The sequence below is a fragment of the Amycolatopsis sp. A133 genome (assembly GCF_031082405.1).
Classification (GTDB): Bacteria; Actinomycetota; Actinomycetes; order Mycobacteriales; family Pseudonocardiaceae; genus Amycolatopsis.
Genome location: NZ_JAVHJU010000051.1, coordinates 68,500 through 82,909, shown reverse-complemented (window position 1 = coordinate 82,909; position 14,410 = coordinate 68,500). Strand labels below are relative to the sequence as shown.

Annotated in this window: 13 protein-coding genes; 6 read left to right on the top strand and 7 right to left on the bottom strand. The window is 70.4% G+C overall.

Going from position 1 to position 14,410, the window contains the following annotated elements; translation table 11 throughout:
• Window positions 1-40 precede the first annotated feature (40 nt).
• Complete coding sequence (lysS, locus tag Q5425_RS30495) at window positions 41-1,552, top strand: lysine--tRNA ligase (RefSeq protein ID WP_308675792.1); 1,512 nt, start codon at window positions 41-43, stop codon at window positions 1,550-1,552.
• A 145-nt stretch (window positions 1,553-1,697) separates the two neighbouring features.
• Window positions 1,698-2,048: an Lsr2 family protein gene (locus tag Q5425_RS30490; protein ID WP_020641935.1), complete on the top strand. Its 351-nt coding sequence runs from the start codon at window positions 1,698-1,700 to the stop codon at window positions 2,046-2,048.
• Window positions 2,049-2,185: 137 nt separating this feature from the next.
• On the opposite strand, the gene Q5425_RS30485 is transcribed toward Q5425_RS30490, so the two are convergent.
• Window positions 2,186-2,965, bottom strand: coding sequence for a DUF6597 domain-containing transcriptional factor (locus tag Q5425_RS30485; protein WP_396135274.1), 780 nt, complete (start codon window positions 2,963-2,965; stop codon window positions 2,186-2,188).
• Window positions 2,966-3,080: 115 nt separating this feature from the next.
• On the opposite strand from Q5425_RS30485, the gene Q5425_RS30480 reads away from it, so the two are divergent.
• Entirely contained in the window at window positions 3,081-3,647 is a 567-nt protein-coding gene (locus Q5425_RS30480) for a TIGR03086 family metal-binding protein (protein ID WP_308675790.1), read from the top strand.
• An 86-nt stretch (window positions 3,648-3,733) separates the two neighbouring features.
• Here the strand turns inward: Q5425_RS30480 and Q5425_RS30475 are convergent, their stop codons facing one another.
• Window positions 3,734-4,558 carry a (2Fe-2S)-binding protein gene (locus Q5425_RS30475; protein ID WP_308675789.1) on the bottom strand — a complete coding sequence of 275 codons (825 nt, stop codon included), beginning with the start codon at window positions 4,556-4,558 and terminating at the stop codon, window positions 3,734-3,736.
• Window positions 4,559-4,930: 372 nt separating this feature from the next.
• Here Q5425_RS30475 and Q5425_RS30470 point away from each other — a divergent pair, with 372 nt between their 5' ends.
• Window positions 4,931-7,489, top strand: coding sequence for an ATP-dependent Clp protease ATP-binding subunit (locus Q5425_RS30470; protein ID WP_308675788.1), 2,559 nt, complete (start codon window positions 4,931-4,933; stop codon window positions 7,487-7,489).
• A 105-nt stretch (window positions 7,490-7,594) separates the two neighbouring features.
• Complete coding sequence (locus Q5425_RS30465; RefSeq protein ID WP_308675787.1) at window positions 7,595-9,307, top strand: Hsp70 family protein; 1,713 nt, start codon at window positions 7,595-7,597, stop codon at window positions 9,305-9,307.
• Window positions 9,308-9,311: 4 nt separating this feature from the next.
• On the opposite strand, the gene Q5425_RS30460 is transcribed toward Q5425_RS30465, so the two are convergent.
• The 3 genes from Q5425_RS30460 to Q5425_RS30450 are packed head-to-tail and all read right to left on the bottom strand — an operon-like array spanning window position 9,312 to window position 11,236.
• A complete protein-coding gene (locus Q5425_RS30460; RefSeq protein WP_308675786.1) occupies window positions 9,312-9,800 on the bottom strand; it encodes a YbaB/EbfC family nucleoid-associated protein in 489 nt (162 codons plus the stop codon).
• Window positions 9,793-10,851, bottom strand: a complete 1,059-nt coding sequence (locus Q5425_RS30455) for a hypothetical protein (RefSeq protein ID WP_308675785.1) — start codon at window positions 10,849-10,851, stop codon at window positions 9,793-9,795. The genes Q5425_RS30460 and Q5425_RS30455 overlap by 8 nt, the downstream gene beginning before the upstream one ends.
• 4 nt (window positions 10,852-10,855) lie before the next feature.
• Window positions 10,856-11,236, bottom strand: coding sequence for a hypothetical protein (locus tag Q5425_RS30450; RefSeq protein ID WP_308675784.1), 381 nt, complete (start codon window positions 11,234-11,236; stop codon window positions 10,856-10,858).
• Between the two features lie 162 nt (window positions 11,237-11,398).
• Between Q5425_RS30450 and Q5425_RS30445 the strand changes: the two genes are divergently transcribed.
• Complete coding sequence (locus tag Q5425_RS30445; protein ID WP_308675783.1) at window positions 11,399-12,061, top strand: hypothetical protein; 663 nt, start codon at window positions 11,399-11,401, stop codon at window positions 12,059-12,061.
• Window positions 12,062-12,245: 184 nt separating this feature from the next.
• Here Q5425_RS30445 and pcp read toward each other — a convergent pair whose 3' ends face one another.
• The gene (gene pcp, locus Q5425_RS30440; protein ID WP_308675782.1) at window positions 12,246-12,887 is read right to left on the bottom strand and encodes a pyroglutamyl-peptidase I; all 642 of its coding nucleotides are present in this window, start codon (window positions 12,885-12,887) and stop codon (window positions 12,246-12,248) included.
• A 70-nt stretch (window positions 12,888-12,957) separates the two neighbouring features.
• On the bottom strand, window positions 12,958-14,391 hold the full coding sequence (locus Q5425_RS30435; RefSeq protein ID WP_308675781.1) for a M1 family metallopeptidase: 1,434 nt from the start codon (window positions 14,389-14,391) through the stop codon (window positions 12,958-12,960).
• Between the last annotated feature and the right edge of the window lie 19 nt (window positions 14,392-14,410).

The following is a 14,410-nucleotide window of genomic DNA, read 5'->3' as shown; positions in this document are numbered from 1 at the left end:
CGGTTGGCGTAGCGGACAGCCGGGTTCGTACCCTATGGCCATGACCGAAAACCCCGCTTCCACCAGCGAGCCCGCCGAAGACGAACTGCCCGAGCAGATGCGGGTGCGCCGGGAGAAGCGCGACCGGATCCTCGCCGAGGGTATCGATCCTTACCCGGTCGAGGTACCCCGCACGCACTCGCTCGCCGAAGTGCGGGCGGCGCATTCCGGGTTGCCCGCCGACACCGCCACGGGCGAGCAGGTCGGCGTCACCGGCCGGGTGATGTTCCTGCGCAATACGGGCAAACTGTGCTTCGCAAGCCTCCGCGAAGGCGACGGCACCGAGCTGCAGGCGATGATCAGCCTGGCGAAGGTCGGCGAGGACGCGCTGGCGGCGTGGAAGTCCGATGTCGACCTCGGCGACCACGTGTTCGTGCAGGGCGAGGTCATCACATCCAAGCGCGGCGAGCTTTCGGTGATGGCCGACGCCTGGCGCATCACGTCGAAGGCGCTGCGCCCGCTCCCGACCGCCCACAAGGAGCTGGCCGAGGAAACGCGGATCCGCCAGCGCTACGTCGACCTGATCATGCGCCCCCGCGCGCGGGACGTCGTGCGCACGCGGGCCGGCGTGGTCCGGTCGCTGCGGGAATCGTTCCACCGCCGCGGGTTCACCGAGGTCGAGACGCCGATGCTGCAGACGCTGCACGGCGGCGCCGCGGCCCGCCCGTTCGTCACGCATTCCAACGCGTTCGACATGGAGCTGTTCCTGCGGATCGCGCCGGAGCTCTACCTCAAGCGCTGCGTCGTCGGCGGCATCGAGAAGGTCTTCGAGATCAACCGCAACTTCCGCAACGAGGGCAGCGACTCCTCGCACTCGCCGGAGTTCGCGATGCTCGAGTACTACGAGGCCTACGCCACGTACGACACGAACGCGGTGATGACGCGGCAGCTGATCCAGGAGGCCGCGCAGGAGGTGCTGGACACGCTGGTCGTCACGTTGCCGGACGGTTCGGAGTACGACCTGTCCGGCGAATGGACCACGCTCGGAATGTACGAGTCGTTGTCCGATTCCCTCGGCGAAGAGGTCACGCCGGAGACGCCGGCCGCCAAACTGCTCGGATTCGCGCAGGCCAGGGGCCTGGAAGTGGATCCGAAGCTCGGCCACGGGAAGCTCGTCGAGGAACTGTGGGAACACCTCGTCGGAGATCACCTGCACGCCCCGACGTTTGTCCGTGATTTTCCGCTGGAGACCTCGCCATTGACGAGGCAGCACCGCTCCCGGCCCGGCGTGGCCGAGAAGTGGGACCTCTACGTGCGCGGATTCGAACTCGCCACCGGATACTCCGAGCTGGTCGATCCGGTCGTCGAACGGGAACGGCTCACCGAACAGTCCCTGCTGGCCGCGCAGGGCGATAGCGAAGCCATGCGCCTGGACGAGGATTTCCTGCGTGCCCTGGAGTACGGAATGCCGCCGAGCGGCGGCGTCGGAATGGGTATCGACCGGCTGCTCATGGCGCTGACCGGGCTCGGTATCCGGGAGACGATCCTCTTCCCGCTGGTACGACCCGAATAACCCGGCCGTGTGAGGATAGCGGCCGGTTATGCATATGAGATTTGCGCTGCACTCCAGAAGCGGGTACTAATGTTCTAGACAAAGTCTTCTGTCCCGGGGCTCGCCCCGTACCAGATCATTGAGTAAGCCCCGCAGGAGGAATCGGATGGCACAGAAGGTGCTCGTCTCGCTGGTCGACGACCTCGACGGCAGTGAGGCGGAAGAGACCGTCGAGTTCGGTTTGGACGGAGTCAGCTACCAGATCGATCTCTCCTCGGAAAACGCCGAGGAGCTGCGGGACGCGCTCGCTCAGTATGTCGAGCACGCGCGCCGTGCGGGCGGTCGCAAGCGCGCTTCGGTTCGCCCGGTCGCGGGTAAGGGTTCGGCTCGTCCGGCCGCTGTCGACCGCGAGCAGAACCAGGCCATCCGGTCGTGGGCGCGCAAGAACGGTTACGCGGTTTCCGACCGCGGCCGCATCCCCTCCGAGGTCGTCGAGGCTTACCACAAGAAGAACTGAAGATTGTTCACCCTACCCGCGTGCGGGCCGGCGGCCGGGCGCTGACCAGCGGTGGCCCGTACGGGCGGGGTGGCAAATCGGTCGACGCAGGGGTTTACCAGGTGGCCGCCGGGCGAATTCGCGCCCGGCGGCTTTCTTCATGTCCGATCGCTGTCCGGTTCCCGTTCGGCCGCCGCGCGGGCTGTTCGGAGGTACTCGGCAGGCGACTGGCCGGTCACCGTCCGGAAATCGCGGATGAAGTGCGACTGGTCGCTATAGCCCAGTCGAAGCGCCAGACCGGCGTAATCGGGATCTCCTTCCGTGACGAGCCGCTGCGCTGCGTCATTGAGCCGGTAAATCCGGATCGCCCACTTGGGCGGGCAGCCGACGTGTTCGGCGAACATCCGCTGGACAGACCTGGTGGTTAGTCCAGTATCCGCACACAGTTGCGCGACCCGCGTAATTCCCGGATCCCGCGCGATTGATTCCACGGCCTCCGCCGCCTCCCGCGCGGCCGGCGAGAGCGGCTCGGGATTTGCGATCAGCAAGTTGTCGACCGCACGGACCATTTGCGCGTCCTCGTCCGCCGAGCGCACCGATTCCGCGGCCGCGACCGCCGCCGGGCCGAAAACGTCCACGAGCGGGACGGCCCGGTCGGCGATGTCACGTACGGGTCCGCCGAGGAACGCGCGGAAGGTGCCCGGCCGGAATCGCACGCCCAAGCCTTGGACGCGGCCCTGGAGCCGATGCGAAAAGACGGCGCGGGCCGGCCCGTGGACCCCGGAAGCGCCCGGGAAGAACGTCACGTGGACCGCGAGGTTCGGCAGCACCCGCTGCTCGTACGGCGGTTTGCCGCGCAGGTCCCAGCGCAGCACCCAGTGGTATTCGACGAATTCGGCGAGTTCCGGTGCGGGCGGGTGCCGGGTCAGCGTGAACATCGTGCGCGCGGTGGCCTCGGCCACGATGCCGCGCGGGATCCGGTGCGTCACGGGCCCACGTTAGCTGTCGCGTTCCTTCAAGACGGCCCCGCGGCGAGCGGTTTGGATCTCCGGCATGACTGCCGAGTTGCTGCGCCCCGCCGCGGCCGAATTCCGCCGGATCGCCCACGCGGTCCCCGACCTGACCGCCCCGACGCCGTGCGCCGGCTACGACGTCCGCGGGCTGCTGAACCACCTTCTGTACTGGGGCCCGTGGCTCATCGCCGCGGGACGGCGCGAGGACCCGCCCGCGCCCGGCGGCGAGGCGGCGGCGGCGCTGGTGGCGGACGACTGGCCCGCGGCACTCGACAAGCAGACGGAGACGCTGGTGGAGGTCTTCGGGACGCCGTCGGCGTGGACGGGCACGACGGCCCTGGGGACGGCCCCGATGCCGTCGGCGCTGGTCGGCGCGATGGTGCTGGGTGAGTTCGTCCTGCACGGCTGGGACCTGGCCCGCGCGAGCGGCCAGTCGTGCACCTACGCGCCCGAAGCGGCGACGGCGGTGTACGAGTCCGCGGTGGCGATGGGCGACCAGGCGCGGGCGATGGGGGTCTACGGGCCGGCGGTGGCCGTCGCCGAGGACGCGTCGCCGCTGGAGCGGGCGCTGGGTGCGGCCGGGCGGGACCCGGGCTGGACGCCCTGAGCTGGTCGGCCGGGGTCGCTCTCGGCTCGGCAAAGCCGGCTCCGCCAAGGTCGCAGCGGGGTGCGGCCGGGCTGGACGGCCTGACTTCAGCGCGAGCAGGTGCGCGGGCAGCCGTCGCACTCGTCGGCCGACGGGAGCAGGTACGAAAAGCAGCAGCTCTCGCGGCGGCGGGTCCACTCGCGGTGGCCGTCCGGGCCCTCCGTCAGGCGCAACGTCGAGGCCGACGTCAGCGGCGGATAACGCCGGTCGAGGACCAGGGCCGCGTCCGCGACGCCCGCGCCCTCCGCTTCCGGGGTGCCGCCCTGGCGGCCCGCCCACCACAGCGAGTTCTCCAGCGCGTCCGTCGCCGCGGCCCACAGCGTCCGCCGGCCCAGCCTGCTGACCGGCGCGTACGCCTGGACGAACTGGGCCGCGTGGGCCAGGTAGCGCGCCCGCAGGACCGCCGCCAGCGCCCGCTCGTCGCGGACCACCGTCGCCTCCGGGCGGGCCGAGCCGGGGTCCGTCGGGAGGCAGTGGAACGCGTCACCCAGCACCGCCATGCCGTCCGGGTGCGGGCGGTCGTCGGCCAGGCGGAACGCCAGCTCGGACGGCTTCAGCGACGGCACCCGCCGCTCGTGGTGCAGCAGCAGCGCGCCGACGTACGCCGGCACGTGCAGGTACCAGGTCAGCACCCAGCTGGCCGTGGTGCTGGCCGGGGTCGCGTCGTGCTCGCGCAGCAGCCAGTCGCCGAGGAGGCCGCGCCACTCGTCGAAGTACGCGGGCGTCTCCAGCAGCTCCGAGCAGCGGATCCAGCCGGCCGGGACGTCGCGGCGCAGCTCACTGCGCTCCTGCAGGCCGGAGACCCGCTGCAACGACGACGCGAGGCCGTCGCCGACCTCGCGTGCGTCACGGAAGGACCGCTGCTGGTTCAACCGCGGCCCTCCTCGAGCGCCGTAGGGGATTAGGCGTGCCTAACCTTACAGGCTGACGGCTGCTGAGCCAATCGGGTGGCACCGTGATCCGGCACTCCCAGGTTGCGGACTGTTCGCGGTGAGCGGACAGGGCGCGGATGGCGGAATCCGCGTGGCCGCTCGCACGTTGGGGTTGACGTAAAGGTGCAGGGCAACCTGATGATGGGAACACCCGGGAGATGCCACGTCCGGGTGCGGAAACGACCGCCGAGAGCCGTAGTGGTACGCCAGTGCGACGGCTTGGCTACTAGAGTGGTCTCACGGTGCTGAATCCATCGCGGTGAAAGCACGCGATGGAAACGGGCCGCCGGCGCAGCAGTCGAGGGAGTGCACATGTTTGAGAGGTTCACCGACCGCGCGAGGCGGGTGGTCGTCCTGGCTCAAGAAGAGGCCAGGATGCTCAACCACAACTACATCGGCACCGAGCACATCCTCCTGGGTCTGATCCACGAGGGTGAGGGTGTCGCCGCCAAGGCGCTGGAGTCGCTGGGCATCGCCCTGGAGGGCGTGCGCCAGCAGGTCGAGGAGATCATCGGCCAGGGCCAGCAGGCGCCGAGCGGGCACATCCCGTTCACGCCGCGCGCCAAGAAGGTGCTGGAGCTGTCACTGCGCGAAGCGCTGCAGCTCGGCCACAACTACATCGGCACCGAGCACATCCTGCTCGGCCTGATCCGCGAGGGCGAGGGCGTCGCCGCGCAGGTCCTGGTCAAGCTGGGAGCGGACCTCAACCGGGTCCGCCAGCAGGTGCTGCAGCTGCTTTCGGGCTACCAGGGCGGCAAGGAGTCCACCGAAACCGGTTCCGGCCGCGGTGAGGGCACCCCGTCGTCGTCGCTGGTCCTCGACCAGTTCGGCCGCAACATGACCGTGCTCGCCCGCGAGGGCAAGCTCGACCCGGTCATCGGGCGCGGCAAGGAGATCGAGCGGGTCATGCAGGTGCTGTCCCGCCGGACCAAGAACAACCCGGTGCTCATCGGCGAGCCGGGCGTCGGCAAGACCGCCGTCGTCGAGGGCCTCGCGCAGAGCATCGTCAAGGGCGAGGTGCCCGAGACGCTCAAGGACAAGCAGCTCTACACGCTCGACCTGGGCTCGCTGGTCGCCGGCTCCCGCTACCGCGGTGACTTCGAAGAGCGCCTGAAGAAGGTGCTCAAGGAGATCAAGACCCGCGGCGACATCATCCTGTTCATCGACGAGCTGCACACGCTGGTCGGGGCGGGTGCCGCCGAGGGCGCGATCGACGCGGCTTCGATCCTGAAGCCGATGCTCGCCCGCGGTGAGCTGCAGACGATCGGCGCGACCACGCTCGAGGAGTACCGCAAGTACATCGAGAAGGACGCCGCCCTCGAGCGCCGGTTCCAGCCGATCCAGGTCGGCGAGCCGTCGCTGGAGCACACGATCGAGATCCTCAAGGGCCTGCGCGACCGGTACGAGGCGCACCACCGCGTCTCGATCACCGACTCGGCGCTGGTCGCCGCCGCGACCCTGGCGGACCGGTACATCAACGACCGGTTCCTCCCGGACAAGGCGATCGACCTGATCGACGAGGCCGGCGCCCGGATGCGCATCCGCCGGATGACCGCGCCGCCGGACCTGCGCGAGTTCGACGAGAAGATCGCGAACGTCCGCCGCGACAAGGAGTCCGCGATCGACGCGCAGGACTTCGAGCGGGCCGCCCGCCTGCGTGACGAGGAGAAGACCCTCCTCGGCCAGAAGGGCGAGCGGGAGAAGCAGTGGAAGGACGGCGACCTCGACGTCGTCGCCGAGGTCGACGACGAGCAGATCGCGGAGGTGCTGGCCAACTGGACCGGCATCCCGGTGTTCAAGCTGACCGAGGAGGAGACCACCCGGCTGCTGCGCATGGAGGACGAGCTCCACAAGCGCATCATCGGCCAGGAGGACGCGGTCAAGGCCGTCTCGCAGGCGATCCGCCGTACGCGTGCCGGTCTGAAGGACCCGAAGCGCCCGTCGGGCTCGTTCATCTTCGCCGGCCCGTCCGGTGTGGGTAAGACCGAGCTCTCCAAGGCGCTGGCGGCGTTCCTGTTCGGCGAGGACGACGCGCTCATCCAGATCGACATGGGCGAGTTCCACGACCGCTACACCGCTTCGCGGCTCTTCGGTGCCCCTCCGGGCTACGTCGGCTACGAAGAGGGTGGCCAGCTGACCGAGAAGGTGCGGCGCAAGCCGTTCTCGGTGGTCCTGTTCGACGAGATCGAGAAGGCGCACCAGGAGATCTACAACACGCTCCTGCAGGTGCTGGAGGACGGCCGCCTGACCGACGGTCAGGGCCGCACGGTCGACTTCAAGAACACGGTCCTCATCTTCACGTCCAACCTGGGCACGTCGGACATCTCGAAGTCCGTCTCGCTCGGGTTCGCCGGGTCCAACGACACCGGCACCCGGTACGAGAAGATGAAGCAGAAGGTCAACGAGGAAATGAAGAAGCATTTCCGCCCGGAGTTCCTGAACCGGATCGATGACATCATCGTGTTCCACCAGCTGACGCAGGACCAGATCATCATGATGGTCGACCTGATGATCGGCCGCGTCGAGACGCAGCTCAAGGCCAAGGACATGGAGCTGGAGCTGACGTCGAAGGCGAAGGCCCTGCTGGCCAAGCGCGGCTTCGACCCCGTGCTCGGCGCCCGGCCGCTGCGCCGGACGATCCAGCGCGAGATCGAGGACCAGCTGTCGGAGAAGATCCTCTTCGGCGAGGTCGAGCCCGGCCAGATCATCCTGGTCGACGTCGAGGGCTGGAGCGGCAACCCGGAGGACAAGGACGACCAGGCCAAGTTCACCTTCCGCGGTGAGCGTCGTCCGTCGTCGATCCCGGACGCCCCGCCGGTCAGCATCGGCGCCGGCCACGAGGAGAACGGCGGCGAAGCCGAAGGCGAGTGATCGCCTGAGTGGTTCGCAGGAAGGGCGGTTCCCCGGAAGGGGAGCCGCCCTTCTCGCTGTCCGGGCCCGTGAGACGATGCCCGCGGACCTTGGGAGGGGACCGCTTTGGACGTGCTGTCGATCGACTTCGGGACTTCCAGCACCGTCGGCGTTCTCTCCGCCTTCGGGCGGGGGCCCCGGGCCATTGAGGTCGACGGGTCCGTCACCATGTCCTCCGCCGTCTACGTCAACGATGACGGCCTGCTCGTCGTCGGGCAGGATGCCGAACGGCGGGCGCGGCTCGATCCCAGCCGGTTCGAACCCAATCCCAAGCGGCGCATCGACGAAGGCCGCTTGCAGCTCGGCGAGACCGAAATCGAGATCGCCGACGCCTTCGCCGCCGTTCTGCGCCGGATCGGCGAAGAGGCCGGGCGGCAGCTGGGCCGTCCGCCCGCGCAGACGCGGATCGCGCACCCCGCCGGCTGGGGCGCCGACCGGCAGGAGGTCCTCCGGGTCGCCGGTGCGAAAGCCGGGTTCGCCGACGTGCGGCTGATTCCCGAGCCGGTGGCCGCCGCCGCTCACTACGCCAGTCTCGGGAGCCGGACCAGCGGGCCCATCGGCGTCTACGACCTCGGGGCCGGCACCTTCGACTGCGCCGTCGTCGGCATGACGCAGCACGGCTTCACCGTGCTCGCCGAGGACGGCCTGCCCGACCTCGGCAGTCTCGACATCGACCAGGCCCTGCTTGTCCACATCGGACGCGCGGTGTCCCACGCCGATCCGGCGCAGTGGCAACGGCTCCTGCGCCCGCAGACCACCGCCGACCGCCGGACGCGGCGGGCGTTGCTGCAGGACGTCCGCGACGCCAAGGAAAGCCTCTCGCGGCACGCGCAGACCCACGTGCCGATGCCCGAGCCGTTCGGTGACGTCCTCGTCAGCCGGGACGAGCTCGAAGCGCTCGTGCGGCCCAGCCTGCTGCGCAGCGCCGAGCTGCTCGCCGCGACGATCGGCCGGGCCGGCCTCGTTCCCGCGCAGCTCGGCGGCGTCTACCTCGTCGGCGGGCCGAGCCGGATGCCGCTGCTGGCCACCCTGCTCGGACGGCAGCTCGGGGTCGTGCCGACCACCCAGGACCAGCCCGAGACGGCCGTCGCCTTCGGACTGCACCACGTTCCGCTCGGCACCCCCACCGACCTCACCGTGCCCGCGTTCGCGCCCGTCCGCCCGCCGGCGGCGCCGCCGCGTCCGCAACAGTGGCAGCAACCCGCCCGGCCGTACGTGCCGCCGCCGCCGCCTCAACCGAAGCCGCGCAAGAAGAACAGCGCCCTGCTCATCGGCATCGCGGTGCTCGTCGTCGTCGCGGTCGCGGTGACCATCGTCGTGCTCGCGACGAAGAGCGAGTCGGCTCAGTCCACAGTGGACTGCACAACCACGGCCCAGCGCGACCGGGCCGGCTTCACCCCCTGCACGCGCTCGCTGGCCGGCACCGTCCCGGACCGGACCACCTGCCAGGCCGCCGATTCCGTGGGCCGGCTGGTGCACGCCCAAGCCGCGGTCACCTGCGGGATCGGCAAGGGCAACGTCGTCAGCTACTACCAGGGCGTCACCGTCGAGGAGATCGAGGCGAGCACGAAGCTGCAGGCCGGCGCCCGCAACATCGAGCAGGGCAGCTGGGACGGCGGCGGGCTGCACGGCCGGTACATCGCCGGGGTGGGCAGCTACTCCGGGATCGTGCTCTTCGGCTCGGACGACCGCCGGGCGGCCGGGCTCTACACCTCGCTCGACACGCGCCGCACCGCCGACCTGATCGCCTTCTTCACCCGCGAACTCAAGCCGGCCTGACGGCTCACCAGGCTTTGTCGAACCGCATGCCGCCGGCGTACCAGTCGTCGTCGGGCACCGGCCCGGACGGCGGTGCGGCGGCTGCGGCGTCCGAAGAGCGGTCCTGCAGCACGGCGTCCTCCCGCTCGGCACGAACCGGCGGCGCGGAAACCGGGGCCGCCGGAACCGAAGCCGCCGGAACCGGAGCCGGCGCGAACTGCGCCCGCCAGCGCAGCCGGTCCATCAGGTAGCCGCCGGTGCCCAGCGGCGCCAGCAGCTGCCCGGTCCGCCTCGCCGAATCGCGCTGGGCCTGGCCGTAGGTGCGCAGGACGGCGTCCGCGATCTCGGACGGCGACATCCCCGAGACGGCGTCGGTGAGCCGCAGCGCGGTCAGCACGCCGTCGGTGTTGACCGACAGCGAAACCGCGCCGTCGGCGGACGTCGCCGTCGCCGACAGCGCCTCGAGGTCGGCCAGCAGGGTCTCGCGGTCGGGTTTGGCCGGGTGGTCAGCCATTCAGCAGCCCCACGGTGCCGTTGTCGTGCGAGACCCGGCCGTCGGGGGCGATGTCCACGTTCCTGTCGCGGACGTTCTTCTCGGTCTGCCGCGACGTGTGGTCGGTCTCGAAGTTGTCCGGGTCGAAGCTCGAGCCCGGGCTGACGTCCGGCGCGTCGGGGATCTTCGGCAGGTCGACGGCTTCGTCGCCGATGCGGTTCGCCAGCGTCTGCGCCGCCTCGCCGGCACCTTCGCGGATCTTGCCCGCGCTGTCGGCGAAGCTCTGGTACAGGTCGAACGCGTTGTCGCCGGTGATCTCGGCCTGGTTGGCCACCACCGCGGTGATCGCGCCGCCGGCGGCGTTCCCGGCGATCAGCGCGCCGTTGGCCGCGGTGAAGATCGTCGCGCCCGCCGCGGCACCCGCGCCGGCGGTGGCCACGGTGAGCAGCCCGGTGACCGCGCCCGCGAACGTCGCCGCCAGCACCTTCGACATCGCCGCTTCGCGCTTGCGCTCCTGCGACTTCTGGTAGTCCTCCGCCGTCTTCTTGAACGTGGAGCCGAGGTTGTTCAGGTCCTGCCGGGCGGCGGCGATCGCCTCGCGCGCGGCGACGAGGTCGCTCTCCAGCACGGTGATCTTGGTTTCGACCTCGGTGAAGGCGTCCGCGAGCTCGTTGAGGTAGGCCTTGACGGCGTTCGCCGCGGAGCCGCGCCAGACGTCGAGGAACTGCCGGGCGTCGTCGAGCTTCGGCTTCGAGTCGCGCTGCAGCGCCTTCCAGACGGCGTCGTGCTTCATGATCAGGCTCTGCAGGCCCTCGGCCGACTCGTGGTCGATGTCGGCGTCGGAGAACTCGCGGTAGAGGGCGGCCGTGTCGTCCTGCATCTTCCGGAAGCCGGCGTCGTCGGTGCCGAGGCTGAAGATCCAGTCGGTCATCCGCAGGATCTCGAGCGCGTCGAGTGCGTCGGTCGCGCCTTCCTTGAGGTCCTCGGAGACCCCTTCGAGCAGCTCCGCGCGGCGGTCGTCGCCCTCGGACATCGGCTGGGCGTCGAGCCCGGAGTCGAAGTAGCCGTCCACGCCGTCAGTTCCCTTCCAGGCCCGCGGCCGCGCGGTTGACGTGCTGCTTCGAGTCCTCGTCGGCCTTCTCGTACAGCTCCGCGACCCGCATCAGCGCGTGGCTGGTGTCCGCGGTGGTCTGGTGCAGCTGCGCGACCAGCTTCTGGATCTTCGCCAGGTGGTCGTTGTAGGCCGCCGCGACGGCCGGCATGCCGAGCGTGCGGCCGAAGGCGTTGTCCGCGGGGAACATGCCGGTGAGACCGCCGAAGAACCCGCCGCCGCCGGAGCTGAGCGGGACGTCGGTGCCGCGCAGGCCGTTCGACGCGCTTTCCGCGGCGTCGGCCGCTCCCTGGAGGGCTCCGGCCGAGTCCCGCAGGTCCTGCAGGTCGGTCTCGAATCCGATCATCACTCACCTCTTCTTCGGGCTGCGCGTTCCGGACATGTAAACACCGTTCGATCACCCGGCAGGGTGCTTTGCCGGTGGTGTGCCTCAGATCACGAACCGCTCGCCGTACCGCCGAACGGGGGAATTTCGTCCGTGCTGGCCGGGCCCGGCCCTCCTACCTGCATGAGCACCGTGACGGAACCCCGCGCACCGACCGTGCGGAGCCGGCTGCGCGACGCGGAACGCTTCTCCTGGACCGGATTCGCCGTCACGGTCGGGGCGTCGCTGCTCGGCACGCTGGTCCCGGCCGCGATCGGGGCCGGCCCCGACGCCACGCTGATTTCCACGCTGGTGGTCACGGTGCTGGCGGCCGGCGGGTTCACCGCCAAGGACGGCAGCGCCCGTGGCATCAAGGCGATCGCGATCGTGCTGCTGGCGACGGGCGCGCTGGTCCTCACGGTGACCGGGGTGACCGTGCTGGACCTCGTGCGCGGGCGCCCGGCGACGTTCCCCGGCGTACCGGACACGGCGGACGTGGCCCGCGTGATCGTCCCGGAGTCGGTCGCCTGCGGCACGACCCCGGTGCACACGACGACGACGTGCGTGGTGGCGGTCCGCAGCGTCGGCGCGAGCGCGTTGCGGGTCAGCGGGGTGGAGCTGGACAGCACGGACTTCGCGGTGGACGCGAGCGCGTGCGTCGGCCATGAGGTCGCGCCGGGCAGGCGGTGCAGGCTGGTGGTGAGCTTCACGCCGGCCTGGAGCGGCGATCGCGTGGCGGACCTGACGCTCCACCACAACGTCCCGGGCCCGGCGGCGTTCGTCGAACTCACCGGTCGCGGCGGTTAGCGGGGCCGCCCGGGTGACCGAGAGCGCGGAACCTCCCCCGGCAGCGCGCTCCGGAAGCCGCCCAAGCATCGGCGGCGTGATCGGGGGCGGAACTCGCGTGATCGGGGTCGGAACTCGCGTGATTGGGGGCGGAACTCGCGTGATTGGGGAGGCATCTCGCGTGATTGGAAGGGCATCACGGCGGTCAGTGCTCTGCGCCCGCGCTGATCGGCAGGTCCTTGGTCACCGACGAAGCCGTGTCCGCCACCGCTTCCAGCGCGTCGGCGATCCGGGGCACGCTCAGGGACGGTTCGGGCTTGCCCGAGGCCGCGACCTGCTCGGGGCTGAACGGGACGTGCACAAAACCGCCGCGCACGCCGGGGAATTCCGTGGCCAGCAGGTGCATCAGGCCGTAGAACACCTGGTTGCACACGTACGTCCCGGCGGTGTGGGACACCGACGCCGGCACGCCCGCCGCGCGGATCGCCGCCACGCACGCTTTCACGGGCAGGGTCGTGAAGTAGGCCGCCGGGCCGTCGGGGACCACCGGGGCGTCCAGCGGCTGGGCGCCGGCGTTGTCCGGGATGCGGGCGTCGATCAGGTTGATCGCGACCCGCTCCGGGGTCACCTCGGCCCGGCCGCCGGCCTGGCCGGTGCAGACCACCAGCGACGGCCGGTGCTCGCCGAGAGCCCGGCGCAGCGCGGGCAGCGACGCCGCGAACTCGCAGGGCAGCTCGACCGCCGCGACGTCGTCCCGGCGCGCGGCGAGCAGCGAAACCGCCTGCCACGACGGGTTCACCGGCTCGCCGCCGAACGGCGCGAACCCCGTCATCAGCACCCTGGCCATGCCGTCCTCCCGAAGCGAAGAGCGTCGAGGCCACCCTACGTCCGCAGGGTGGCCTCGACGACCACCGCGCTCAGGCGGCGGGCTTGAGGCCGCCCGGGAAGAGGTACTGGTCGGCGGGCTTGCCGGTGCCGTACACCCACGCGTCGAAGAATCCCTTGAGGCTCCGGTGCGCGACGAATTCGGTGTACCGCTGGAACTCCTGCATGCTCGCGTTCCCGTCGCGGTGCAGCGACGGCCAGGTCTTCAGGACCCGGGAAAAGGCCTGCTCACCGACGTAGTTGCGCAGCGCGTGCAGCATCATCGGGCCCTTCGAGTACACGTACGTGAACTCGTTGCCCTGGCCCATGTCGTACAGCTTCCCGTTCCAGAACGTCGTGGAAGCCTTCTTGACGTCGTCGGCGTACTGCTTGTCGAGGTCGACGCCTTCCTTCGCCTCGTCCCACAGCCAGGTGGCGTAGGAGGCGAAGCACTCGTTGAGGCAGACGTCGCGCCAGTGCGCGACCGCCACCGAGTCGCCGTACCACTGGTGGGCGTTCTCGTGGACGATCGTCGGGACCGTGCCCGCCCAGCCCGCGGAGTAGATCGGCCGGCTCATCGTCTCCAGCGAGAAGCCGATCTCCTCGTTGAGGAAGATGCCGCCCGCCGCGTCGATCGGGTACTTGCCGAACTTCGACTCGAGGAAGTCGAGGATCTCCGGCAGCCGCGCCTCGGCCTGCTTCGTCGATTCGGGGACGCCGGGGGCGAACGCGCTGACGATCGGTGTTCCGTCGGCCCGCTTCTGCCGGTCGAAGGTCCACTTGTCGATCGCGACCGTCGTCATGTACGGCACGATCGGCGTCTCTTCGGCCCACACGTGCGTGGTGCCGCCCGGCGCTTTGTGCGTCCCGCGCTCGCGGCCGTTGGCGATCACGCCCCACTCGTCGGGCACGGTGATCGCCAGGTGGAACGTGGCCTTGTCGAGCGGGGTGTCGTTGACCGGGTACCAGGTGGTGGCCGACCTCGGCTCGCCGGCGACGAACGCGCCGCCCGCCTTGGCGTACTGCCAGCCGTTGTTGCCGAGCGCCGGGTCGTCGATCGCCGCGGGCACACCGTGGTAGGCGATCTTGACCTCGAAGCGCTGGCCGCGCCACAGCGCCCGCGACGGCGTGATGACCAGCTCGTGGTCGCCGGTCCGGGCGAACTTCGCGTCCCGGCCGTCGACCTTCACCGAGTCGACGGTCAGGCCGTGCAGGTCGAGGTTGAACGAGCTGAGCGGCTGCGTCGCCCGCGCGGAGATGTCCTGGTTCCCGGTGAGCTGGTGCGACGCCGGGTCGTAGCCGACCTTCAGGTGGTAGTCGGCGACGTCGTAGCCGCCGTTGCCGTCCTGCGGGTAGTAGCTGTCGCCCGCGCCGTCGCTGCCGGGCTTCGCCGGGCCCCAGCCGTCGCCGGCCGCGGCGACACCGGTGCCGAGGCAGAGACTGGCGACCACGGCGGCCGCCACCACGACCGGTTTCTGTCCCCTCATGAACACTCCTGTCCGTGTC

Coding starts and splice junctions, on each gene's coding strand:
- lysS (WP_308675792.1), top strand. CDS start 41: ATGACCGAAAACCCCGCTTCCACCAGCGAGCCCGCCGAAGACGAACTG.
- Q5425_RS30490 (WP_020641935.1), top strand. CDS start 1,698: ATGGCACAGAAGGTGCTCGTCTCGCTGGTCGACGACCTCGACGGCAGT.
- Q5425_RS30485 (WP_396135274.1), bottom strand. CDS start 2,965: ATGTTCACGCTGACCCGGCACCCGCCCGCACCGGAACTCGCCGAATTC.
- Q5425_RS30480 (WP_308675790.1), top strand. CDS start 3,081: ATGACTGCCGAGTTGCTGCGCCCCGCCGCGGCCGAATTCCGCCGGATC.
- Q5425_RS30470 (WP_308675788.1), top strand. CDS start 4,931: ATGTTTGAGAGGTTCACCGACCGCGCGAGGCGGGTGGTCGTCCTGGCT.
- Q5425_RS30460 (WP_308675786.1), bottom strand. CDS start 9,800: ATGGCTGACCACCCGGCCAAACCCGACCGCGAGACCCTGCTGGCCGAC.
- Q5425_RS30450 (WP_308675784.1), bottom strand. CDS start 11,236: ATGATCGGATTCGAGACCGACCTGCAGGACCTGCGGGACTCGGCCGGA.
- Q5425_RS30445 (WP_308675783.1), top strand. CDS start 11,399: ATGAGCACCGTGACGGAACCCCGCGCACCGACCGTGCGGAGCCGGCTG.
- pcp (WP_308675782.1), bottom strand. CDS start 12,887: ATGGCCAGGGTGCTGATGACGGGGTTCGCGCCGTTCGGCGGCGAGCCG.
- Q5425_RS30435 (WP_308675781.1), bottom strand. CDS start 14,391: ATGAGGGGACAGAAACCGGTCGTGGTGGCGGCCGCCGTGGTCGCCAGT.